Origin of the sequence: Providencia sneebia DSM 19967, assembly GCF_000314895.2 — a bacterium.
In the GTDB taxonomy this organism is placed as follows: domain Bacteria; phylum Pseudomonadota; class Gammaproteobacteria; order Enterobacterales; family Enterobacteriaceae; genus Providencia; species Providencia sneebia.
Map to the genome: position 1 here is coordinate 1,189,180 of NZ_CM001773.1, position 24,254 is coordinate 1,213,433.

General features: G+C 38.0%; 22 protein-coding genes and 1 pseudogene. 19 read left to right on the forward strand and 4 right to left on the reverse strand.

Annotated elements, in window-relative coordinates:
• Window positions 1–68 precede the first annotated feature (68 nt).
• The 4 genes from OO7_RS04890 (at window position 69) to OO7_RS04905 (ending at window position 3,077) form a co-directional block, all read left to right on the forward strand.
• Window positions 69–1,013 carry a helix-turn-helix transcriptional regulator gene (locus OO7_RS04890; RefSeq protein WP_008914859.1) on the forward strand — a complete coding sequence of 315 codons (945 nt, stop codon included), beginning with the start codon at window positions 69–71 and terminating at the stop codon, window positions 1,011–1,013.
• Window positions 1,014–1,508: 495 nt separating this feature from the next.
• Window positions 1,509–1,844: a YqcC family protein gene (locus tag OO7_RS04895; protein ID WP_008914860.1), complete on the forward strand. Its 336-nt coding sequence runs from the start codon at window positions 1,509–1,511 to the stop codon at window positions 1,842–1,844.
• Between the two features lie 6 nt (window positions 1,845–1,850).
• A complete protein-coding gene (truC, locus tag OO7_RS04900) occupies window positions 1,851–2,600 on the forward strand; it encodes a tRNA pseudouridine(65) synthase TruC (protein WP_008914861.1) in 750 nt (249 codons plus the stop codon).
• A gap of 24 nt (window positions 2,601–2,624) precedes the next feature.
• Window positions 2,625–3,077, forward strand: coding sequence for a flavodoxin (locus tag OO7_RS04905; RefSeq protein WP_008914862.1), 453 nt, complete (start codon window positions 2,625–2,627; stop codon window positions 3,075–3,077).
• 46 nt (window positions 3,078–3,123) lie between these two features.
• On the opposite strand, the gene OO7_RS04910 is transcribed toward OO7_RS04905, so the two are convergent.
• The 3 genes from OO7_RS04910 to glnD all read right to left on the reverse strand — a co-directional run bounded on the left by OO7_RS04910 (window position 3,124) and on the right by glnD (window position 7,232).
• A complete protein-coding gene (locus OO7_RS04910) occupies window positions 3,124–3,510 on the reverse strand; it encodes a DUF3461 family protein (RefSeq protein WP_008914863.1) in 387 nt (128 codons plus the stop codon).
• A gap of 231 nt (window positions 3,511–3,741) precedes the next feature.
• Entirely contained in the window at window positions 3,742–4,566 is an 825-nt protein-coding gene (dapD, locus tag OO7_RS04915) for a 2,3,4,5-tetrahydropyridine-2,6-dicarboxylate N-succinyltransferase (protein ID WP_008914864.1), read from the reverse strand.
• 38 nt (window positions 4,567–4,604) lie between these two features.
• Complete coding sequence (gene glnD, locus OO7_RS04920; protein ID WP_008914865.1) at window positions 4,605–7,232, reverse strand: bifunctional uridylyltransferase/uridylyl-removing protein GlnD; 2,628 nt, start codon at window positions 7,230–7,232, stop codon at window positions 4,605–4,607.
• 357 nt (window positions 7,233–7,589) lie between these two features.
• On the opposite strand from glnD, the gene cbpA reads away from it, so the two are divergent.
• The gene (cbpA, locus tag OO7_RS04930) at window positions 7,590–8,537 is read left to right on the forward strand and encodes a curved DNA-binding protein (RefSeq protein ID WP_008914866.1); all 948 of its coding nucleotides are present in this window, start codon (window positions 7,590–7,592) and stop codon (window positions 8,535–8,537) included.
• Complete coding sequence (locus OO7_RS04935; RefSeq protein WP_008914867.1) at window positions 8,537–8,830, forward strand: chaperone modulator CbpM; 294 nt, start codon at window positions 8,537–8,539, stop codon at window positions 8,828–8,830. Before cbpA ends, OO7_RS04935 begins: the two co-directional genes overlap by 1 nt.
• Window positions 8,831–9,135: 305 nt before the next feature.
• Here OO7_RS04935 and OO7_RS04940 read toward each other — a convergent pair whose 3' ends face one another.
• Window positions 9,136–9,411: a hypothetical protein gene (locus OO7_RS04940; RefSeq protein ID WP_008914868.1), complete on the reverse strand. Its 276-nt coding sequence runs from the start codon at window positions 9,409–9,411 to the stop codon at window positions 9,136–9,138.
• Window positions 9,412–10,371: 960 nt separating this feature from the next.
• On the opposite strand from OO7_RS04940, the gene OO7_RS04945 reads away from it, so the two are divergent.
• The 13 genes and pseudogenes from OO7_RS04945 to OO7_RS05005 all read left to right on the forward strand — a co-directional run bounded on the left by OO7_RS04945 (window position 10,372) and on the right by OO7_RS05005 (window position 24,241).
• Window positions 10,372–10,746 (forward strand): helix-turn-helix domain-containing protein, encoded by a 375-nt coding sequence (locus OO7_RS04945; protein ID WP_008914869.1) that lies wholly within the window; start codon window positions 10,372–10,374, stop codon window positions 10,744–10,746.
• Window positions 10,747–10,929: 183 nt separating this feature from the next.
• The gene (locus OO7_RS04950; RefSeq protein ID WP_008914870.1) at window positions 10,930–11,457 is read left to right on the forward strand and encodes a fimbrial protein; all 528 of its coding nucleotides are present in this window, start codon (window positions 10,930–10,932) and stop codon (window positions 11,455–11,457) included.
• A 73-nt stretch (window positions 11,458–11,530) separates the two neighbouring features.
• On the forward strand, window positions 11,531–12,259 hold the full coding sequence (locus OO7_RS04955) for a fimbrial biogenesis chaperone (protein ID WP_008914871.1): 729 nt from the start codon (window positions 11,531–11,533) through the stop codon (window positions 12,257–12,259).
• The gene (locus OO7_RS04960) at window positions 12,243–12,830 is read left to right on the forward strand and encodes a fimbrial protein (RefSeq protein ID WP_008914872.1); all 588 of its coding nucleotides are present in this window, start codon (window positions 12,243–12,245) and stop codon (window positions 12,828–12,830) included. The genes OO7_RS04955 and OO7_RS04960 overlap by 17 nt, the downstream gene beginning before the upstream one ends.
• 15 nt (window positions 12,831–12,845) lie before the next feature.
• Window positions 12,846–13,436, forward strand: a complete 591-nt coding sequence (locus OO7_RS04965) for a fimbrial protein (RefSeq protein WP_008914873.1) — start codon at window positions 12,846–12,848, stop codon at window positions 13,434–13,436.
• Window positions 13,437–13,451: 15 nt separating this feature from the next.
• Window positions 13,452–14,048 (forward strand): fimbrial protein, encoded by a 597-nt coding sequence (locus OO7_RS04970; RefSeq protein ID WP_008914874.1) that lies wholly within the window; start codon window positions 13,452–13,454, stop codon window positions 14,046–14,048.
• 9 nt (window positions 14,049–14,057) lie between these two features.
• A complete protein-coding gene (locus OO7_RS04975; RefSeq protein WP_008914875.1) occupies window positions 14,058–14,819 on the forward strand; it encodes a fimbrial biogenesis chaperone in 762 nt (253 codons plus the stop codon).
• Between the two features lie 17 nt (window positions 14,820–14,836).
• Entirely contained in the window at window positions 14,837–15,664 is an 828-nt protein-coding gene (locus OO7_RS04980) for a fimbria/pilus periplasmic chaperone (RefSeq protein ID WP_052329017.1), read from the forward strand.
• A gap of 128 nt (window positions 15,665–15,792) precedes the next feature.
• Window positions 15,793–18,402, forward strand: a complete 2,610-nt coding sequence (locus OO7_RS04985) for a fimbria/pilus outer membrane usher protein (RefSeq protein ID WP_043892650.1) — start codon at window positions 15,793–15,795, stop codon at window positions 18,400–18,402.
• A 153-nt stretch (window positions 18,403–18,555) separates the two neighbouring features.
• On the forward strand, window positions 18,556–19,827 hold the full coding sequence (locus OO7_RS04990; protein WP_008914878.1) for a hypothetical protein: 1,272 nt from the start codon (window positions 18,556–18,558) through the stop codon (window positions 19,825–19,827).
• Between the two features lie 956 nt (window positions 19,828–20,783).
• Window positions 20,784–21,302 (forward strand): Hcp family type VI secretion system effector, encoded by a 519-nt coding sequence (locus tag OO7_RS04995; RefSeq protein ID WP_008914879.1) that lies wholly within the window; start codon window positions 20,784–20,786, stop codon window positions 21,300–21,302.
• Window positions 21,303–21,378: 76 nt separating this feature from the next.
• Window positions 21,379–22,938: pseudogene (tssI, locus tag OO7_RS05000) on the forward strand (type VI secretion system tip protein TssI/VgrG); the annotation flags it as partial.
• 10 nt (window positions 22,939–22,948) lie between these two features.
• Window positions 22,949–24,241, forward strand: coding sequence for a hypothetical protein (locus tag OO7_RS05005; RefSeq protein ID WP_008914881.1), 1,293 nt, complete (start codon window positions 22,949–22,951; stop codon window positions 24,239–24,241).
• Window positions 24,242–24,254 lie beyond the last annotated feature (13 nt).

The window sequence follows — 24,254 nt, forward strand, 5'->3', positions numbered from 1 at the left end:
TAATGTTTACTTTGCTGCCAAATTAGCAATACAGCATCATTTCCATTACTTTATATTGACTAAAAATTATGCATAATATTTTTTATAAAAAACTGGATTTGTTGTTTGCTTATCAAAATAATCAACAGCCGACCAAATTAAAAAATAGAAAAAGTTTGATTGAATCTATTGATACTGAATATCTGTGTAATGGTATTTTGCTAAATAAACTATCTTTAACATTGGCAAAAGATATCACTGAATATTGTGAAGGTCCGCCAACAATGTCTATTTCAATCGTCCTCAAAGGGAAAGGGAAAATGTATGTTGAAGGAGGGCGTATCATGGATATTGAGCCGGGAATGGCGATTGTTTTCTATTCACCAAATGGAATAAAAGGCTGTAATACTTTCTATCAAGGTGAGATCGATATTCTTGACATTCGTTATTCTTTAACAGAAATGCAATCCAAGAATTTACCTGCATTTTCTTCTTTACAACGTCATTATGAACAAAATGCCAGTTATCTTGATACGATTATGATAGCGAGTCCTATCTCACCAAATTTAGTGCATATTATCCGGCAAATAGAGAATTGCAGTTTGGATGGGGAAATTCGGAAAACTTATTTATATGCTAAATCCCTTGAAATATTAGCGCTAATCATGTCGAAAACGCAGCAAGAATATGACCATACCGCTGTGAGTAGTATGCAACGACGGGCAATTTATTGTGCAATTAAGTTATTACACAATAGCTATGAACAAGCATGGACAATTCGCTCACTTTCAAAGGCAGTTGGTATAAATGAACGAAAATTAAAGGAAGGTTTTAAAATTATTATATCATCGACTTTTCATCAGTACCTTGAACAAGTTCGTATGACTGCTGCTCAAGAATATTTAAAACAAGGGATGAATGTGGTTGATGTCGCCATTGCTGTTGGCTATGCCAGCCCAAGTCATTTCTCCAAAAGATTTCGGCAACATCACAATATTAATCCGAAACTCTGGCAACTTCAGTGCACTGAATAGCATTTGTTAGTGGACAAGTATAACTTTCCCCAATTTTAACCTTGATGGCCTGCTATCCGAAGTTCATCGCAAAATACTATATCTCGCATAAATACTATGCTCACTAAATACTTATGCCTCACTAAAAAGTTTATCTGTTGGTGAAAGACAACGAATCTCCATTGATAGGGTTATTTAAAAGAATGTTCCAATTCTTATCTTTGACGAACCAACAGTCGCGCTTAATATCCAAAATAATAAGCAGTGATTAACCCTTTTGTCACGTTTTCAAGAGCAGTCATTCTCTTTTCAAAAAAGAGATATAGCGGGAGTAGAAAAATGATAAATTATGAACAATACACATTCTATTTGATTAACTAATTATTTTTACTAAAAAAATAATATCAATTCATATTGAATAGTCTCTCCTAAAATGCAGTATTTCCCATATTTACGACAGAATTTAGGGTAAATTTATCGTATATTTTCCGGCAATGTTATTAGGTAGGTTTTTGTATGAATATTGAACAGCTTATAATTGAAAAACTGGGGCATATTGAAGCAGAAATGAGGGCAAAGGCGTTTTGGCAAGAAGTACCACCAAGCCCTGACGCTTTTGAAAGTACTGAGCCATTTTCCCTTGATACAATGGAAGCACTAGAATGGTTACAGTGGATTTTGATCCCACGTTTATATGAGCTAATTGAGCAAAATGCCATTTTGCCTGATGCTTTTGCTGTCGCACCTTATTTTGAAGAGGTGTATAAAAATGATGAAGAAGGGCAGTATCAGTTGTTATTGTCCCAGCTTCGTGAGTTAGATAGTTTTTTTAGCTCACAACCAAACAGGTAGTTTTTAATGTTAGATATTATTTATCAAGATGAATACATTGTAGCGGTAAATAAGCCAGCGGGTATGTTGGTACATCGCAGTTGGCTTGACAGTAAAGAAACCGTATTTGTTATGCAAACATTGCGTGATCAAATTGGTCAATTTGTTTATCCCATTCATCGTCTTGATAGACCGACATCAGGCGTATTGCTATTTGCACTATCAAGTGACATTGCTCGGGTACTTGCAGGCCAATTTGAAGAACATCAAATTGAAAAAATATATCATGCTATCGTGCGTGGTTATGTTGAAGATCAGCAAACCATTGATTATCCGTTACTTGAGCAACTCGACAAAATCGCAGATAAACATGCAACGCGCGAACCTAAATTACAAGATTGTATTACTCATTGTCGGCCTATAGCACAAGTTGAATGTCCTGTAGAAATTGGTCGTTATCCTACATCTCGTTTTAGTTTACTAGAACTTTCTCCAGAAACGGGCCGAAAACATCAATTAAGAAGGCATATGTCTCATATTCGCCACCCCATTATTGGTGATAGCAAACATGGTGATTTACGTCAAAATCGTGGTGTTAGTCAGTATTTTGGTGTGTCTCGTCTAATGTTACATGCAAGTCAGCTTGTTTTAAGTCATCCCGTTACGGGCGAAAAGCTATCTTTAGTGGCAAATTGGGATGAGTCATGGCAAGCATTAGTTAACCAATTTGGTTGGCAAAATGCTGCAATTGAATTGAATATGCATATGATGGAATGATGAGATATTGATAAGGAAAATAATATGTCAAAAGTGGGTATTTTTGTTGGAACAGTGTATGGAAATTCTTTAGCTGTAGCGGAATCAGCTCAAGAAATATTAGCGCAAAATGGTCATGAAGTTGTTATTTTTGATGAACCCGTATTAAGCGATTGGCAGCAGTATAATGATGGTGAAGCTATTGCCTTAATCATTACATCATCGACGGGTCAAGGTGATTTTCCTGATACAATTGCACCACTTTTTTATGACATTCAAAATGTTGTTGGTTATCAGCCTAATTTGCGCTACGGCATTATTGCACTTGGTGATAGTAGCTATGACAGTTTCTGTGGTGCTGGAAAACGTTTTGATGAAGTGCTAACCGAACAATCAGCAAGCAGAATTGGTGACATCCTTTTTATTGATGCTATAGAAGAAGATATTCCGGAAGAGTTTGCTAAATCATGGCTCAATTCATGGGTTAAATTGATTTAACTTTCTGCACCGCAAAGATCGTTTTCGGTGCAGAAATTCGAAAAAATTATTTTCGAGTCAGCTTTTCAAGATCAGCTTCAATTTCAGCGATTTTATTTGAAACAACATGTTCAAGATGTCGTAGATCATCAAGAATTTTGTTTTTCAGATCAATATCTGCTGTGTCATTTTGGCAAATTTGATCAAGTTCTTCAATGGCATAACGAAGGTTTGAGTTGATTTCATTGATTTCTTTAAAGTTGTTAGTGCCATCATCCGCAGCAATTGTTTTACGTTGGCGTGGGTATTTAAATTTGACACTTTTAGCGAAAAACTCCCCTTTATCCTTACGAAAATAGATCTTTAAAATGTCGTTATTGGCCTCTTGGCGTAGGGTATAACGATCAATATCTTGGGGATTACTAATACCTAAACTTTTCAGATTGTCATACATATTGATTCACCTAATCGTTGTTGTAGGAATAATACTTAAAACCACCATATTGAATATTGATATTGTGCGAATACAACTCTGAATTATTTGGGAATACATTCGCTTATTGCTCAGAGTAATGATGACATTATGCGCGAATTAAGAAAATTGACAAACCTCTCTTCAAAAAAAAGAGGTTAATCATTTAGTTTAATGGATAATTAAAGAGATTCGTTAGCTCTACAATGAAAATTAATCAATGCTTCTTAATAATTCGTTAATACCGACTTTTCCACGCGTTTTTTCATCAACTTTCTTAACGATAACAGCGCAATAAAGGCTATAGCTACCCTCTTTTGATTGAAGGTTACCAGAGACAACGACAGATCCTGCGGGGACTCGGCCGTAGTGAATTTCACCTGTTTCACGGTCATAAATTTTAGTGCTTTGCCCCAGATAAACGCCCATTGAAATTACTGAACCTTCTTCAACAATGACACCTTCAACAACTTCTGAACGTGCACCGATAAAGCAGTTATCTTCAATAATAGTTGGATTTGCCTGTAATGGTTCAAGCACGCCACCAATGCCAACTCCACCAGACAAATGAACATTTTTACCAATTTGTGCACATGACCCAACAGTTGCCCAAGTGTCTACCATTGTACCTTCATCAACATAAGCACCAATATTCACGTAAGAAGGCATTAATACACTGTTTTTCGCGATATAAGCACCTTGGCGAACTGCGGCTGGCGGAACAACACGAAAACCTTCACGTTCAAAGCGAGCTTGATCGTAATCTGCAAATTTCATTGGAACTTTATCAAAATAACGGCTTTCTGCACCTTCTATCACTTTATTATCATGGATACGAAATGATAGAAGCACCGCTTTTTTCAGCCATTGATGTGTCACCCAGACGCCAGCTATTTTTTCAGCTACGCGTAATTTACCGCTATCAAGTAAAGCAATAGTTTCAGTTACTGCTTGGTGAACAGTAGGAGAAACATTTGAAGGTGTAATATTGGCTCTATCTTCAAAAGCTTGCTCGATAATTGTTTGTAGGTGCTGCATGATAAATTTTCCCTTTTTTTGTATAAATAGTCATGAAGTTATCTTTTATCCTTCGATTTGAGGGCTTCTGTCAACCTTTCTGATAACTCTTGTTGCATATTTTTATCAAGAGCCTTGTGATTTTTATCGGTTAGAACAAAGAAATCCTCAACTTTTTCACCAATTGTGGTGATCCGTGCGCCATGTAATGATATTTCCATCTGAGAAAGAATATGCCCAACTCTAGCCAGTAAACCCGGCTGATCTAAAGCGAACAATTCCATATAAGTACGGCGTTCATGAGGCGAATGTAAAAAATTAACTTTAGTCGGAACTGTAAAATGACGTAGTTTTGCCGGTAATGTTCGTGGTTTAGGTAATGGAATTGCAGGCTGCTGTACGGCATATAAAAGCGCTTTACGGATAGACTCATATCTATCTTTTGATAATGGTGCGCCATTAGGTTCTAAGACAACAAATGTATCCATCGCCATATTATCTTTATTGGTAAAAATTTGTGCGCTATGAATACTTAAATTCCGTCTATCAAGTTCACTTGCAACTGTGGCAAACAGATGCGGTTTATCTGGACACCAAATAAAGATTTCAGTTCCGCCATGTTTGGGTTGAGTACTAATAAGCACTAAGGGTTGATCAAGATTGTGCTGCAATAAATGGCTTGCATGCCATGCAATCTGTGATGGCGTATGGCGTAGAAAATAATCTGCATGACAACGTGACCATAATGTTGTTAGCTTTAATTCATCAATGGGATTCTGGCGAAGTAAAGAAAGTGCTTGCTGGCGGTGATGTCGAATGCGTTCCCGTAAATCAGGTGTACTTTGCATCCCTTGATTAAGCTGATGTTCCGTAGAGAGAAATAGCTCGCGGATCAGGCTTTGTTTCCAGCTATTCCATAAACTGCTATTGGTTGCACAGATATCGGCAACGGTAAGGCACACTAAATAATTCAGCCGTTGAACAGTTTTAACTTCAAGTGCAAATTGTTTGATGACATCAGGATCTTGAATATCTCGTCTTTGTGCCGTCACTGACATTAATAAATGAACTTTGACTAACCAAGAAGCCAGTTCAGCTTCTCTTTGAGGCAGGTTATGTTGTAAAGCAAAGTCATAGACAAATTCTGCCCCTAAATCGGAATGATCACCTGAGCGTCCTTTGGCAATATCATGAAATAATGCGGCAAGCCGTAAGATTTCGGGATGGAGTAGTTTAGGATAGACATTGACACAAATTGGATGTTCACGCCGATTTTCTTCCCGAGTAAAGCTATCTATTTTTTGTAATACGCGAATAGTATGTTCATCAACCGTGTAAGCATGAAACAAATCGAATTGCATTTGCCCAACAATATTTCCCCAAAGCGGCGTGTAAGCACTTAAAACACTGTGCAAATGCATTGGAATGAATGCACCTTTAATGGCGCGCGGATGACGTAATATTTTAACAAATAGCGCTCTTGCGTCAGGAATTTCACATAAAGGCGCTGTAAGATTTCGTCTTGCAAAACGTAATTGGCGCAAAGTCGTTGAATAGATGCCAGTAATATTTGGATAGCGAGCCATCAAATAAAACATTTTTAAAATAGCAGCAGGTTCTTTAATAAATAAGGCATCATCAATAACATCAATGAATGTTCCACGCAGTTGAAACTGTTCATCTAATGGGCGGGGTTTTTCGTCAGGATTCAGTGCTAAAATGGCATCATCAAAAAGTTGCAGTAACATTTGATTAAGTTCTCTTACTCGCCTCGTGACACGATAGAAATCCTTCATCATGCGCTCAACGGGCTGATTTTTTTCACCTTCGTAGCCTAAAAGCCGAGCAACACTAAATTGACGGTCAAATAGCAGCCGATTATCATAGCGTTTAACCACTAAATGCAAAGCAAAACGAATTCGCCATAAGAATGTTAGGCACTCTTTCAGTTCTTGGTGTTCTTCTTCGGTCAAAAAACCAAAACTGACCATTTCATCTACACTTGTTGCCCCGAAATGGCGTCTACCAACCCAGAGTAATGTATGGATATCTCGCAAGCCACCCGGACTACTTTTAATATCTGGCTCTAAGTTATAACTGGTGCTGTGATAGCGTTGATGCCGTTCTTGTTGTTCTTCAAGTTTAGCAGCAAAAAAGACTTCAGAAGGCCAAAACGTATCGCTAAAAATTGTTTTTTGTAGCTGTAAAAATAGGGCAACATCACCACAAATAAGACGTGATTCGATTAGATTTGTAGCAATGGTAAGGTCTGACATACCCGCTTCAATACATTCAGAAAATGAACGCACGCTATGACCAATATCAAATTTAAGATCCCAGAGCAGTGTAATAAATTGTCCAATACGTGAAGCTATTTCTTCTGCTAATGGTTCAGCACTTAAAATAAGAATATCAATATCAGATAAAGGATGCAGCTCATGTCGACCATAGCCACCAACTGCAATTAACGACATAGAAGGTTGTTGATCAAATTGATATTCTTGCCATAAACGGGTGAGTAGAGCATCCAGATAATCACTACGGGTATGGACAAGATCAATGACAGATTCACCTTGTTTGAAAGCCTCTTCTAACCACAAATGGAAAGATTCAACATGCTGCTTCAAATGTACCAACTCAAGATCTGAAGATTGGAATAAATTCGGTCGCATAGGAGGCTGTGTCATTGTATATCCTTCATATTAGAGCGGAAGTTGGTGATGGCACCATACATAGCATGAATATGAGAATATAATAAATGTTTAGAAGGCAAAATGAATTTATTCATGCCATATAAAATTGGTGTAATAACGTCTAAGTTATTAGATAGACTAATAGTATCTTTCTTCTCATTGAAGGAAGAAATGGGCGGCAATGCCATTTTATATCAATATATTTGCTTTTATCGCCTCCGCACTATTCCAATTACTGCTTAAATATCCTAAGTTAAACTTAAAGCCGTGCTTATGTTTGACTCATACGTAAAAAGTAAGGTTAAACACCATAAGAATTCTATTCAACATACAAGTGAACGAGACATGACGATGGAACTAAAGGATTATTACAGCATCATGGGTGTAAAACGCACCGATGATTTAAAAACCATTAAGACTGCATATCGTCGTTTAGCTCGAAAATACCACCCTGATGTCAGTAAAGAAGCAAATGCGGCAGAGCGTTTTAAAGAAATAGCCGAGGCTTGGGCGGTATTAAGCGACAAAGAAAAACGAGCGGAATACGATGAAATGTGGGAACACAGAAATGACCCTTATTTCAATCAGTTTAATCGAGGCCAACAAGGGCATTCTTATTCTCAACAAGATTTTGAAGCGGGTGATTTTGAGGATATTTTCTCATCTATGTTCTCTCAGCGCGCACGTAGTTCTGGTTCACAATCAAGAAATGCGTACAGTAAGCGAGGCCAGGATCTAGAAGTTGAACTCCCTGTTTTCCTTGAGGAAAGCCAAAAAGCTCATAAGCAAACAATTAGTTATCGATTACCTGTTTATAATGCTTATGGATTTGTTGAGGATGAAATTCCAAAAACATTAAATGTTACCATTCCTGCGGGTGTTATTGATGGGCAGCGTATTCGCTTAAAAGGGCAAGGAACTGCGGGTTTAAATGGGGGGGAAAATGGTGATATCTGGATAACTATCCGTCTCGCACCTCATCCATTATTTGATATTAAAGGTAAAGACCTTGAAATTGTAGTGCCTTTAGCACCTTGGGAAGCGGCTCTTGGCACGAAAGTGACAGTACCAACTTTACACGATCCGATTGTTATTACTATCCCAGCTAATAGCCAAGCAGGACAGAAACTGCGCTTAAAAGGCAAAGGCATGCTCCATAAAGGAGGCGCAGGTGATTTATATGCCATTATAAAAATTGTTATGCCTACGACAAGTAATGCCGAATCAGATGAACTGTGGAAAAAATTAGCCGAAACCCAACAAAGTTTTGACCCACGTAAAAATTGGGGAGGAAAATAATGGAACAATTTGCACCATTAACCATTGTTGACTTTTGTGTTCATACTGGCCTCATCGAAGATGAATTATACGAAATAGTTGGCTTGGGGATAGTTCAGCCCATTGAAATGAATAATCAATGGTTGTTTGATGAGCAATCAATCATTATTGTGAAAAGAGCCGTTCGTCTTTACCATGAGTTAGAAATAGATTGGCCAGGTATTGCAATGGCAATTAATCTTCTGGATCAAAATGAAATTTTAAGGCGTGAAAACGAAATATTACGCTTACAATTAGGGCGTTTTATTGATTAATTGCTCATGAATAAAAAGTACTCTATGCAAAATAGAGTACTTTACTGATGTTGTTATTTAGGTTGGTAGGTTTGAGGAGCTCGGTTTTTAGGTTTAATTATCTTGCAACGATAAAAACATCTACTGCACCGGAATAAAATTTACCCGATTCTCGCCTATGGCCACAAAGATCCCATTGCATTGTGACACTCCCTGAATTATTTCCAGTAAAATTACTTTCACCATCAAATAGAAAATCACTTCCTACGAAGCCCTGCGGTTTATTTTTAAGCTGTCAGTGACATAATGTCCTGTTGCTTTACTATTTAAAAAAGTTTTTGTTTACGGGTATCTGTTGTACCTAAAGAGATTTTAGAGGAGACAGCATAAGCATTTAACTCTGTTTCACACGAATAACTTAATGTTGTTGATTTTGTCCCATAGCTTGCACCTTGAACGGGCTTAATTGCCACATTTGTCCATTCAATAACAGATGGCGTATTAATATTATTTGTACACTTTCTAACTTTTCTTCTTTTAAAGAAGAAATACAAAGGGAATGAATTTTTATAAATTAGCTGCATTAATAAAATAATTAACATTAAATTAACATTTCCATTGGTGTTTTGGTGTTTATTTTACTGATTACATTCTAATTTATTTTAATTAACTTATATTTTTTATGAGGTAGGGTTATCAATGTTTACAATAACTTTTAGGTTTAAACTAATCTAACATATACGTTATTAAAGAGTATATGTTATATCAATCGTTGTATTAATAAGGAAATCTACATTAATTACTCATTATTTAAGTATTGGTTAAGTTAGATAAAATTGTTGCTACAATAATCTAGTGAATAAAAGACGTTTTTTTATTGAGGTATGTGTTTTTTATAGTTTAAATAAATTATCAGTAAGCGTTATTAATTCATAATTATATATAGATATTTTATAAGGTTGAATTCTAAATCTCACTCATATCATATTATATGGAAATGATATATTGATCCGCTTTTTTTGTGCTTTGTAAGCAATTATATTAATAAAAATAATGGATATATAATGAATGTAAAATTGTCACTTAATTTGAATAATTATTTTATTTAATAATGTGTGTCATAAAAAAAACATCTTTATAAGATTGTCATTAACTGCGTTGCTTTTGTAACTAACTGAATTTAATGTATTTTATTTTAAAGTAATGCAACAAAATAAATTATTTCGTTGCCTTATTTTGGATATTAATTTACTAGAGTCATTTTATAAAATCAAATTACCTTGAAGAGCGATTTCAGTAAATTTGCATAAAAAAAAGTGTAGTTTATGAAACAAAAATTTCACTCAATATCGGTGTCATGCGGGTTTGCGATTGCATTCTCAATAGTGATAATCCAAATCGAATGGTTTTTTGTGCTAATTTAATCCATATATGATAAATAAATAAAAATTTAATGCTTAAATTAATACTTATTAATATTTATTAGTCTAGAGATGAAAAAATGCAACGAAATAATTTATTTTGTTGCGTTTTTGGCTTAACCGAATTGAGGTATGGCTCATATGCATAATGGTGACTTATTAACCGTCAAACAATATATCAACTATGCTATTGGTCGGCAGATTTATAGAATAAGAAAATCTCGAGGATTAACGGGTAATGAACTTGCAAAAAAAATGAATATTTCACAGCAACAAATTTCACGTTATGAGCGTGGAACATGTAGAATTGATCTCAATGTATTAATTTGCATATTGCATGCACTAAAAATAACATTAGGAGATTTTTTCGTTGGCGTATCTCTTATATTAAAAGAGGTATCTCCAGAAACATATGTTGAATATAATGCATTGTTTTATCCTGTTATAAATAGCTTGTTATTTAATGATGTTATACAAAAAATAAATAATATTTTTTATAAAAATAGATTTATTTGAAATAAAGATGCTAATTTATTAATAATCTTCTGCTTATGTTTTTTATTTAATTTTTTAGTCTTTTCTGAATTCTATTAAATATATTATAAATATCTATTATTTTTTATGTTAATTTTTTGTTAAGTTTATTATTAATGAATAAGTTTTATTTTTTTAACCAAAACCTATAAAGGAATCATAATTATGTCTTTTAACAAAGTAGCTTTAACTGCAACTTTATTGGCAGGGCTATCTGCTGCGAGTTTAAATGCAAATGCTAATAACGCATCTGCGGAAGTCACCTTACAAGGTGTTATTACAGCTACTACGTGTGATGTGACTGTTAATGGCGGTAAGTCTGTTTTAAACGTGGGGACATATCCATCTGCTAGTTTTGTCGCAAATCAAAAATTAGGCTCTGTCAATATGCCTGTTACTTTAACTGGCTGCGATGCAGCTGAAGAAAAAGGTAGCTTAATTGTTCAAGGGCTGACTTCTATTGCTAATAACAACCAAAACATTTTTGTGAGTAAGGACAGCGATAAAGTTGGTTTTATGGTTGCGTTGGCAAATGACACTGTCATTAAAAGTGGTGAAGGTGCTCCAGTTACAGTTGCCACAGATGCAACAGGCGCTAATTATTCATTTAAGGTTGGTATGGGATCAACGACTGGAACTCCAGAACCTGGTGCATATAGCGCACCTATATTAGTGGCTTATATCGTTAACTAATTTATCAGGACGATACAACAACGCAGGGGGATATTCCCTGCGTATTTGCCGCGTAGAATTGGAGTTTATGTTGATGTTTTTTTATCGTTCGCTGCAAGCTTTTTTATGTGTGGGTTACTTTACTTGTGCCAGCGCTATAGCGGGGATCTATTTAGATAACTCTCGTATCATTTTTTCATCTGCTGACACGACCCAAGGCCAAACTATTGGGATAAGTAATAGTGCTTCATCAGCCTCACCGTATTTAGTCAAAGCGCAAGTTCTTGGAGATATTCAAGGAACTCAGACCCAAACCCCTTTTTCAGTTACACCATCCTTATTTCGTTTAGAAAAAGGCATGAAGAATCAGTTAAGGATATTAAAAACAGGACAAACGCCATTACCAAAAGATAGAGAATCTGTCTTTTATCTACGCGTTATCGCGTTACCCGCTGGAGTTGATAGTGATAACCCGCCTAAATCTGAAGTTGGTGGCGCTGTTATTGTATCAACAGGAAGTGTGATTAAGTTGTTTTATCGGCCACAAGGATTGCCAATATCGCAACAGCAAGCGATGTCTGCTTTGCAATTTTCACGCCAAGGCTCGGTATTGAATGTTAAAAACTCAAGTCCCTATTTTATCACCTTATCATCATTGACTGTGGGTGAATATAAAGTGCCAATGAGTGTACAAACTCAAAATACGCTTATTCCACCTTTTGGCGAAATGCATTATCCCAATGTAAATATTGGTGGGAATGTAACATGGCGGGCTATTAATGATTATGGTGGGACGGAGGAATTTCATGGTGTTGTTCAATAAATCAATTATCTTCAGAACTTTTTTTGGCGCTATCGTGGGGACATTATTTAGCGTAATGCCAGCCATTGCGGCACCTGCAATTGTGGAATTTAGCGCGCAAATTGCTTATGAGGGTTCCTGCGATATTAGTGTTCCTATATCGATTGCGTTTAATAATGATGATCCTATTTTACCAAGCCAAATTGAAGCTGCTGATTCTGTCGCTAAGCAGACATTTAATTTGACACTTGCAAATTGCAAAGGCATTGGAGTTACGCCCAAAATTGCAGTCATTGGCACTTCATCTACGGATTATGGCAAAGCTCTATTTATAGATAGCTCTGATTCGACTTCAGTGGGATATGGCATTTTATTGCAAACTAATGGCAATGCGACTTTCAAAGAAAACCAAAATTTAGCTGAAAATAAAATGATTTCAGTGTCTTCCAGTTGGGATACAAGTACCAATTTGAAAACTATTGAAGGAACTTTACCGATGACAGCCACTGTGACATGTGGTGATTGTAATGCATCGGGGCGTATTGGCGGAGAGCTAAAAGCTAGCGTGACGTTTGATTTTCAATACGATTAATTTGCGGAGCTTGTGATGACATTACTGCCTTCATTTTTATCACGTTTAGGCGTGATTACATTGGCGATGGCTATTTATATGCCACCTTTGCTAGCTAATACAAATAATTCTTTGTCAATAAATGCCGTCATTGCTAATAAAGGCTTGGGGTGTGAAATGGTACTACCTGAAACGGTATTGCAATTTATACCTTTACAAACTAATCAACTGACTGGAGCAGTAAAAACCTTCCAAATTAAGCCATTGGTAATGCAGCTGTCATGCGTAGATGAAACAGAGAGTATTTTACCTACGTTAACACTTCTCGGAACAACACCTTATGTTGGTGATGCTGAACATACTGTCTTTTTAGATGGCACACCAAATGGAGTGGGCTTTATGGTTCGTCAATCGGCAGATAATTCACCGATTGGCTTAGCGGATTTTTACCGCCCAAGTGAAGCAATTGGTAATAACAATCTTGGTCAACCACTCACCTTATTGGATGACAATAATCATTATCAGGCAGAAAAAATATTATGGGTCGGAATGGTTGGACCATTGCAATCAAATATAAATTCAGGGCGCTTTCATGCCTCGCTAACACTCAATGTAGCGTTTCAATAGATTGATGGAGGGAGGATGAAAAAAAGATATTTCACATTATCGCGAAAACAATTGGCGATTGTATGTACAAGTTTATTGATGAGTTGGGGAAACTCAGCTCTAGCTGGCAGTGCTACTAATAACATTGAATTTTCAGTGACCTTTGTTGGCGGCGGATGCGAGATAAGTGCTATTCCACCAATTCAATTTAATGACGGAAATGTATTGCTGTCTGCTGATATTGAACAAGGTAGTGCAGCGACGAAAAAAGTATTTGATCTTACGTTAATTAACTGCTCAGGGTGGGGGTTAACGCCTGCAATATACGTTAGCGGGCAAACAACGACTGATTTTGGTGTAGCAATGTTTCGTGATCAATCTGCGTCAATGGACGCTAATGGTTATGGGGTATTGTTAAGTACACCAGGCAATGCATCTTTTAACGGTAACAATAACTTAGCAATTTCCCCAAGTAAAATTGAAGCTAAAAATTGGTCAGCAGAAACGGAATTAAGTTCAATAACCACCGTTTTGCCAATTACAGCGCAATTAAGTTGTGGGGATTGTCATTATGCGAGCCGCCAAGGTGGTGATTTTAAAGCAACGGTAACGTTTGATTTTGTGTATGAATAGGGCATTAAAATGATTAAAAATAGGTTCATTCAATGGCAAAAAAATCATTTTTTGACCGTATTTTTTTTATTAGTCAGTTTCAGTGCATTAGGAATTGCAACAAATTGCTTGGCTAAGGGGGGGATTAGTATTAGTCAAACCCGCGTTATTTTTGATGCCAACATGAAAAGTACTAAAGTCACATTGAATAACCGCAGTGACCAAGTGTATTTAGTGAACAGCCGAGTACAACGTACGCCTGATAACACAGTTAAATCAACGGAAACGCTACCTTTTATTGTGACTCCTCCTTTGTTTAGGTTAGAGAAAGAGAGTCGAAATACAGTATTAATCTCAAAAAATGATACATCTGCATTACCTACTGACAGAGAAAGCGTTTTTTATTTAAGTTTTTTAGCTATTCCCTCGGTAAAGAAAGGTATTGAAGCTAATAGCAGTGCGACAACAACGCAAGTGTCGTTTGGTATACGCACATTGATTAAGCTTTTTTATCGACCTGAAGGTTTGGCTATTTCACCTTTAGCAGCACCCGGGAAATTTTCCTTTTCATCAGATGGAATAATGCTGCATGTCAAAAATCCTACGCCTTATTACCAAACATTAGCCCAGTTGTCAGTAAATGGTCGGCTTGTGAATGTACGTGAGCAAGGCGCTATGGTCGCCCCATTTTCAAGTCAAGCCTATGCAGTAAAAGGACTTGCTGATGATATCCAATGGTCAGTAATCGATGATCATGGCGGTCTTAGTGAGACGTTTCGCTGGACACGTTAAATTTGAGAGGAAAAATCATGATGTTATCAAGGATAGCGCGCTTGGGGGCTGTTGTTTGTGTGCTGTGTTATGGGCACATGGCTGCTGCCATCACGTCGAAAGAGCCTACTGGCATTGAATTGCAAAGCACTCGCGTAATTTATCCCGGCGATGCCAAAAATGGTATGACTTTTACGGTGACAAATCGATCATCTCAGGTTTACTTATTGCAATCACGGATACAACCTTGGCGCAATGCAGTCTTAGCGTCGCAAGATAGCCATGACCCTAAACTTGTGAACGATATAAATGTGCATCCTTCCGCGATGAAAGAGGATAAAGAGACTACCTTATCTCCCTTTATTATTTTACCTCCTTTGGTACGTTTTTCGCCCAATGATGCGATTGTACTGCGTATTCGTCTTGTGAAGAATACCTTACCGAAAGATAGAGAATCAGTCTTTACATTGATGTTAAAAGCAATACCAAGCCAAGCTCTTCCAAAGAATTTAGCTGATAAAGCGGGGCTATCAATGGCGTTAGCATTGCAAAATAACCTTAAATTATTTTATCGCCCCGCGGGAATGCCACTAATGACGTCTACTGAACGAGCAGAAAAATTGCAATTTACACGTCAGAATTCAGAACTAGTTGTCACCAATCCAACACCTTATTACGTGACGTTAAGTGATATCCAAATTAACCGTGTTCCAGTGCCATTGCATTCACAGCGTATGTTGGCGCCATTTTCAAAAGCTCAGTTTACCTTAGCTCGACATTCCGGTGACGTCGTTAGTTGGCAAACTATTGGTGATGATGGAATGAATACACCTGCACAAACACAAAAGCTGCATCACGTTCAATGATAAGAAGAGAACACGTTTTTACCGTGGATAGATTGTTAGCGGAATATTTTAGCGTGAATAATGAATTGGAAATTTTATATGCATAATGTTCAACAACAAATAATAAAAACAAAAAATATCACCAGACAATGCTGCCGATCTTTTTTCGTTTTAGTTTACTGAGTACCAGTGTCTTGTTGGGATCTTCTCCAGTTGTGTTTGGTGAAGATTATTTTGATCCAAGCTTTTTGACTTTAAGTGGTGAAAATAGCCCTGTAGATCTCTCTATGTTTAGTCAAGAAGGCGGTGTTGCGGAAGGGAAATATACTGTTTCTGTTTTTGTGAATAACCAAGATGTTGGTCAATTTACGTTACACTTTGAAGAAAACGATAAGCGCCTTATTTCTCCTGTATTAACGCCGGAGCAGTTGGCATCATGGGGAGTCAATGTTCCTAATATTGCTGATTTAAAATCATTGGCAGCAGATGCTTCTATAAATGATTTATCAATGTACATTCCCCAAGCGACAACAAAATTAGATTTAGCACGATTACGTTTGGATATCAGCATTCCTCAGGTGGCAATGATCCCAAGTTATGCGCATTATGTAAATCCAAATATGTGGGAAAATGGAATCCCCGCTATTCTACTTAACTACAACTTGAGTGCAGGCCAAAGCCGTCAATATCCAAATAGTGGTGGATCAACACATACAAATAACGTGTATGCTTCTGTTCGTGGTGGAGTAAATTTGGGGCCATGGCGACTTCGGAGTACCATGACGCATACGCGTTTTGAATATAACGGGAAAGTTGGTCAAAATAATAAGACAGAGAACAGTACCCAATTTACAAACTCATATTTATCGCGTGATATCAGGGGATTACGTTCTTCTTTTCTTATTGGTGAAGCGAATACTGATGGTGAGATTTTTGATAGTGTGCCATTTAAAGGCATACAATTAACATCAAATGAGCAAATGTTACCTAGCCAATTATGTGGCTATGCACCAGCGATAAGTGGGGTAGCCAACACCAATGCGCGCGTCACAGTGCGACAAAATGGTAATGTGGTGTATGAAACCTATGTTGCTCCAGGTCCTTTCTATATTAATGATATTCAACAAGCGGGTTTATCTGGTGATTACGATGTGACGGTCACGGAAGCGGATGGAACTGAACGGCGTTTCATCGTGCCATATTCTGCTCTTCCAATAATGTTACGACCTGGTGGCTGGAAGTATGAGCTGACTTCTGGGCGTTATAACGGATCATTAACTCAAGGTTCGCGTCAGTCTGATTTTATGCTGGCAACAGGTGTTTATGGCTTACAAAGTGGCTTTACGCTTTTTGGCGGGGCATTGGCTGCTAAAGATTATCAGGCTGCAACTGCTGGAACAGGCGCCTCATTAGGAGAACTGGGTGCTCTTTCTGCTGATGTCACTCATTCCATCGCAAAGTTACAAACACAGAATGATCAATCAACACGTAAAACAGGCCAATCTTATAGATTACGCTATTCAAAGAGTTTGGTATCAATAGGAACTTCTGTTGATCTAACTGCACTTCGCTATTCTACTGAGCATTATTATAACTTCAGTGAATTTAACAGCCAAGGTTATCGCCTTGAAGATGGTGTGAGTCCATGGACATTACAGCGACGTCGCAGCAGTTTTCAAACCCAACTCAGTCAACAATTGGGTTCATACGGCACGCTGCGTTTTCGTGCTAACCGTGATGACTATTGGGGAAATGACAAAACGTTAACGGGATTAGCATTGGGGTACAGTGGTACGGCTAAAGGTGTTAGCTTTGGTGTGAATTACAACATTGACCGTATGAAAGATGCACATGGCTCTTGGCCTGAAAATCGTCAGATTAGCGCTAATGTGAGTATTCCTTTTCGTATTTTTGGCTATTCACCCGATTTGCAATCTATTTATGCCACATCATCAATAACGCATGACAATCATGGACGTACTCAGAATCAAGTGGGTGTTAGTGGCAGTATGCTTGATAGTGCAATGTCTTACAGTGTCTCACAAAGCTGGGGAAATCAAAACCAAACGGCCACGAGTAACGCCAATTTAGGTTATCAAGGTAGCAAAGGCAGTATCAGCACGGGATACAGCTATAGCAATGATGTGCAAACTATTAATATGAATGCAAGCGGCGGTGTGCTGGTCCATAGCGGTGGTGTGACGTTATCTCGTTTAATGGGGGATTCCGTGGCATTAGTCAATGCTCCAGAGGCTCAGGGCGCGAGTTTGATGAATGGTAATGCTAAAGTCGATTGGCAAGGATATGCAGTTGCACCGTATTTATCAGATTACATGAAAAATAGCGTAGGTATTGACCCTTCTACATTACCTGAAAATGTTGATGTCATTCATTCTAATGCCAATGTATATCCAACTCGTGGCGCGGTAGTGAAAGTTGATATTGCAACGCGTGTTGGCTATCAAGTATTGATGACTCTCCAACAAAGTAACCAACAGCCAGTGCCATTTGGCGCGGTAGTTTCATTGCTTGATGAGCCTGCCAATATGGAAATCAGTGGCATTGTCGGGGATGACGGGCAAGTTTATTTATCGGGCTTACCTGAAGAGGGGGAACTACTTGTTAAATGGGGAGAACAAACAGATCGTCAATGTAAGGTGAAATTTACTTTATCACATTTGACTATTAATCAGGATATCCCAATTCGCCAAGTAACTTATCAATGTGGGAATGCAGACCAAACAGAACACAAAAAATAGGGTTATCTTCGGAAAAAGTAACGGAAGTTAAACCAATTAATTCAACATTGACTTCGCATCTACCTCAAGAGGAAACGGTTTTTTCCCGTTGGGCTATGCCATCAAATGATATCTCGGCAACAGAAATCTGGAACAATGATGAGAGTATAAATCATGGACAATAAATCAATATCTGCCCATTCATTAATAAGAGAGTCAAATAAACTTTCTTGTAATGAAACAATCGCTGACAGCTTAGAAGGAGATTTTCATTTACGAGCCAAATGTAAAATTTGGGGAATGGGGGGCATGATTTTTTCTCTATTGGCGATACCTCTACAGGGACATACTGAAAATCTTGGGTTTTTTCCTAAAGGTGCGGGGGTTATTTACGAAAAAACATTAACTTCTAATGTTTCTGTTGCTGAAATGCAATCATGTGTTACTCCAGGTCTTGAGGGTGGATGGCGCAATACATCTGGGGATGTTGTTCTAACACCAGGGGTTGCAATTATTTCAAATCAGATAATCAGTGGTGTTAATGCATATGGATTAGCTCAAGATATTGGTATTTCTGTTCAAGGTTCTGTGGTGACAAACTTTACTATGGTAGGGGGATATTGGACTACTCAGAATGGTGATTATAAGGCTAAATGGGAATCGAATGGAGGAAGTTACAGTATATCTCAAAGTGTAACACCCGCTTTATCTGGGGTTTCTTTCCAAAATGTCACTCGGGATGTTGGGGCAATAGGTTCAACAATGAACCAATATGTTGGTGGTTCAGCAGAGGGTGGGCCCAACGTTTTATCTACATATAATAGTGATGGTAATCTGACTTTTAAAATCATTATTGGGCCGAATGCGGAACCTGGAAAATACTCAGTTGGTGATCCCGCGCATGGACTTGGGCTTATCTATGGAGAAGGGTGTATTTTTAAAGTAACACCTATTACTTTTGAAGTTTCGCCGCCAATTCAATCCTGTAGTATTAATGCACCTCCAGTCGTATTTGGTGAATTTAATATGTCAGAGAAAGAACCCCAAGATGATTTACTGGCATCTAAAGATATTGATCTGAATGTCACTTGTACTTATTCCTCCGGTAGCATGGCTGGGGCATCACAAAAGGCATCAATCTCATTTGATTCATTAACGGATGGTGGTATCTATTATGGGCGATTAACACATCCTGAGACTAAACAATATGCACCCGCCCATTTTCTTGGTGTATTGAAAGATGTATCAGGTGCTCCGGATGCTGGATGTGTTGCTAATTCAGCTGATCCGGGTAGGATTTCTTTTAATAACGCGCCTAATGCATCACAAGTAACCATTCCAGGCGAAATAAAATTACGATTTGACCTATGTACTACCGCCCCTGATCGTGCAAATCGACGAGGACATTTTAAGGGGAGTTCTACAGTGACATTAAATTGGGATTAATTAGCCAAATCTTCTAAATAATAATTGAGTGACCCTTAATGTCACTCAATTATTATTGGGAAATACAGCATGTTCGTAATATTGAAATACAACTTATCGATATGATTTAAATGTGTGGTAACTTAAAGAAGAACATTACATTAATTATATGGATTCATTAAATAGCACAATTTTAATCACCTGATATCTTGATTAATACTCCTCCTGAATAGCAACAATATTTCCTCGTTTAATTGAACGCTGGCCTAGCAATGTGAGGCAAAATACCAAGATCTATTATAATCAGCTAAAAATTAAGCAAATCGTGCAGGTTTGGGACGGTGTTTGGCTTAATTCAGCGGTGGGATAGTGCATTCTATATCTACAATAACTCATGTCATCGAGATTGTTTTTAAACAATCCCACCAATAAACCCTGTCAATCGATAGTTTTTATTTATTGATAAATAAAAAGAATAAAATAATTTTGATACAAAATAATATTAATATTTAGCTTTTTAAAATAAATAACTTATTAATGGGCTTTTTATCTCTTTTTTTAAACTATCCGGAAGTGTAATTATTAATTTAATGATAAAACAATGAATTACGAAAGTGGTGTTGTAAGATTATTCCTAATCATTTTTTTGCTCAATGTACATAGCATTTTTTATTTGATTTTAATGGGTTAACTGTTTTYAACAAAAAAACGAAAAAAACCGAAAGGGATATCCACTTTTYATCTATCCCATTAAGAATAAACGAAAGGATTAAATAACAAGATTACAATTTTTTTACGCTGAGTCACTTATCCTACGAGRTTCGGATTATTCCTAAGTATTTACACCTCATTACCCCCTCTATATTATCTCCACTAACCGAAATCACCATGCGCATTGGCTGAAYATAATGGAATTGAGCRAAGATTATCTTGCTCTTATGTAAACTGACATTTGTTATACTGTTAAAGGACGTATTATGCCAACKCCATGTTATATCTCTATCGAAGGAAAAACCCAAGGTCACATCACTGCGAATGCCTTTACCCCAGAATCTGTGGGTAACATTTATGTGCAAGGTCATGAAGACCAAATGTTAGTCCAAGAATTTTCTCACGTGGTTACCGTGCCAACAGACCCGCAATCTGGTCAACCTTCAGGYCAACGTGCGCACAAACCATTCCGTTTCACCGTTGCCCTGAACAAAGCRGTTCCRCTGATGTATAACGCATTGGCCTCAGGTGAAATGTTGCCAAAAGTRGAACTGAAATGGTATCGCACCTCGATTGAAGGAAAACAAGAGCATTTCTTCACTACCACGCTGACGGATGCCACTATTGTCAACATCGACTGCCAGATGCCACACTGCCAAGACCCAGCAAAAKCRGATTACACGCAGCTGATTGAAGTGTCACTGGCGTACCGTAAAATTGATTGGGAGCACACCAGCGCAGGCACATCCGGTGCAGACGACTGGCGCGCACCGCTCGAAGCCTAATTACTCCGCTTCTCACGAGCCTTTCGGGGCTCGTCATCGATAAAAACGTTGGTCAATCATTGAGTTAATCCCTTTTATGTCGATAAAAAATACGTCCTCAGCAGAAAAAGCCGCCAATCACTGGCAGGCATTATTAGCCAAACCTCAACCTCAGCGCTTAAGCGCGACAACCCATAACACGATCCCTAAAGTGGATATCTACGAGGCCATTGCAAATCGCAAACGTTACTCGGGGCTAGTATTTACCTGCCAAATTGGTGGGCTACCGGAAGAGACATTTCAAGTCACTCAATTTGACTTGCATGAGGGATTATCTGAGTTATTTACCTTAACAATCCACGCGGTCAGCCCGCTGGCGGACATTGATTTTCATGATGTGCTGGGTATGGCATCCTCAATTACCCTTCGGCGTGAAGGTGTGGTGACCCGTTGTGTGCAAGGTATTCTTGCCAGTGCAGAGCAAGGCAATACCGATGGCGTCAAAACGTGGTATCAATTTGTGATACGCCCTGAAATGTGGGTGATGACACTTAAGCAAGACAGCCGTATTTTTCAAGACACCACAGTGCCAACCATACTGGAAACCTTGCTAAAAGAGTCGCACATTAAGGCCGACAAATTACTTTATCAACCCGATGAACATCGTCAACGCTCATACATCACCCAAAAACGCGAAACCTTGTACGATTTTTGGTGTCGCTTGGCTGCCGAAGAAGGCATTACGTTCTGGTTTGAAGAAGGTCCGCAGCTCTTTTACAGTGACCGCCATTTGGGCATGAAAGCGGGAATTTCGCTCACTTACAACCCCCAATCAGAAACGGATATTACCGACAGCACAGTGACCGCTTGGCGTTATGCGGAGCGGCTGTGCAGTGATATTCGGATAGATAAAGATTACAACCCGCAGAGGCCTTCTTACCCCTTGAGCCAACAAGTGACGGGGGAAGTCCATCAACAACATGAAATCTTTGAAAGTTACGGGCGTTTTCAAGAGGACGCAGAAGGTCAGGTATTTAACCAATTGCGTTACGAGCAGTCACAAAATCAACGCCAAATGGGCACGGCAAGTACCAACTGCATTGAACTGGCACCGGGCCGCATTTTTTCATTGAGCAATCATCCCAGCAGTAAAATGAATGATAACTGGCAAGTGGTCAGTGCGCACCATCATGGGGTGCAACCCCTTGCCGACAACAGTGGCGGCGAAGGGACGCAATTGAGCAATACCATCACCTTTATCCCCGGCACGCAAGAATGGCGCCCACCCTATAGCTATAAACCGACAGCCGATGGTGATGAATTAGCCACCGTTGTGGGGCCCGAAGGCGAGGAAATTTACACGAACAGTAAAGGGGAAGTCGTGATTTATTTTCATTGGGACAGACGGGGAAAACCCGACCACAGTGCATCCTGCTGGGTGCGTGTGGCACAGGGCTGGAATGGTGATGGCTTTGGGTTTATGTCGATCCCCAGAATTGGGCAAGAAGTGATAGTGTCTTATTTAGATGGTGATATTGATAGACCCATCATTACCGGATGTACTTACAATGGCCGTAATCGCCCACCCATTGATTTACCAAAAGATAAGACGCGCACCACCTTTCGGACTAAAACCCACAAAGGTGACGGGTTTAATCGCCAATGTTATGGCTCCAGTTAATGCATTTAAAAATCCTCACCTTTACAATCTAAAGGTTGATAGATGTAATAACACATTTTTAGATGCTCAATTAGCAATAAAACCGTCATTCAAGGTGGGTTTTTCTGCAAGCTTCTCATGGTCAACAGAAACCGGTACTCGAGAAGATAAAGATCGTAAAGCAGAGCAACGTAATCTAATAATTAAGAAAAAAGAAGAGAAAGGGCAGGTTTTACCAAAAGATTTAAATCATTTACATAAAGGATGGACGCTCAATACGGTACCATTTTTTAAAACAGATAAAATGTCATTTGAGGTTGAATTTTCTTGTAATGTCGGCGGCCAAGAATATTCATTGATACCTTATCAAGGTGAAAGTGGAAAAACGAAGCTACTCAGTGATTTTGAAGGGTTGTCTAAAATTGATAAATTTACCTCTATTTTTAAAGATAGGTTTTTACATATTTCGCCGTCAGCTAAAAAAAGTGAAGAACCTAGTTTTCCACTTTTTAGTTTTACATTAAACCCACTTAAAATTGGATTGACATTTTTTCATGAGGATATCGAAAATCCACCCAATCCTAAAACAGTAATTGGTATTCAAGGTACACCTTTAATTGGTTTTGATTTTAAAATTGATGTGATACAGCTTCTTGCGAGCATTTCAGGTCCTGGTACTGCAATGGCTGTAGAAAAATTGCGTTCGGCATTAAGTGATAGAAGTAAAAAAAATAAGCAGTTCCAAGAGAATAATGGAACACAAAATACTTTTAGTGCAGAGATTGAAGCTGAAATTGTTATTAGCTGTTCAGTTCATGCAATAGTAGGAAGAATACATACATTAAAGGATGGTTCTAAGTTTGGCTGTGATAAGGGGGCTGTAGAATTAGGTATTAAAAGTTTAGTTAGTGTTTCTGTAGAAACATCTATATTTTACATGCAGGCTAGTCTAAATGCAGGCTTTCAATTAGAAACCAAAGGAACATTTGAAATTGACCCTCACGATGATGGTATCGATGTGGTGGCTTGTCATGATGGTATATCTTTAAAAGCTTGGTTTAAAGTAGATTTAATACTAAGAAAAAATAGAAAACTGAATAATAGCCAAAGTCAGTCTTTTGCTGAATCAAAACCTTTATTATATCAAATAGCACCAGCCTTAAAAGCTGAAGACTCTGATGTTAGAATCAATATAGCGGGGAAGCAACGTGTAATAAAACCTAGAAAACAGATTGAACCACATGTTGTTACAATATATAGCAACCCTATTTTGGATGTTTATCGAATCAATAAATTATAGGTCTTAAAATGAA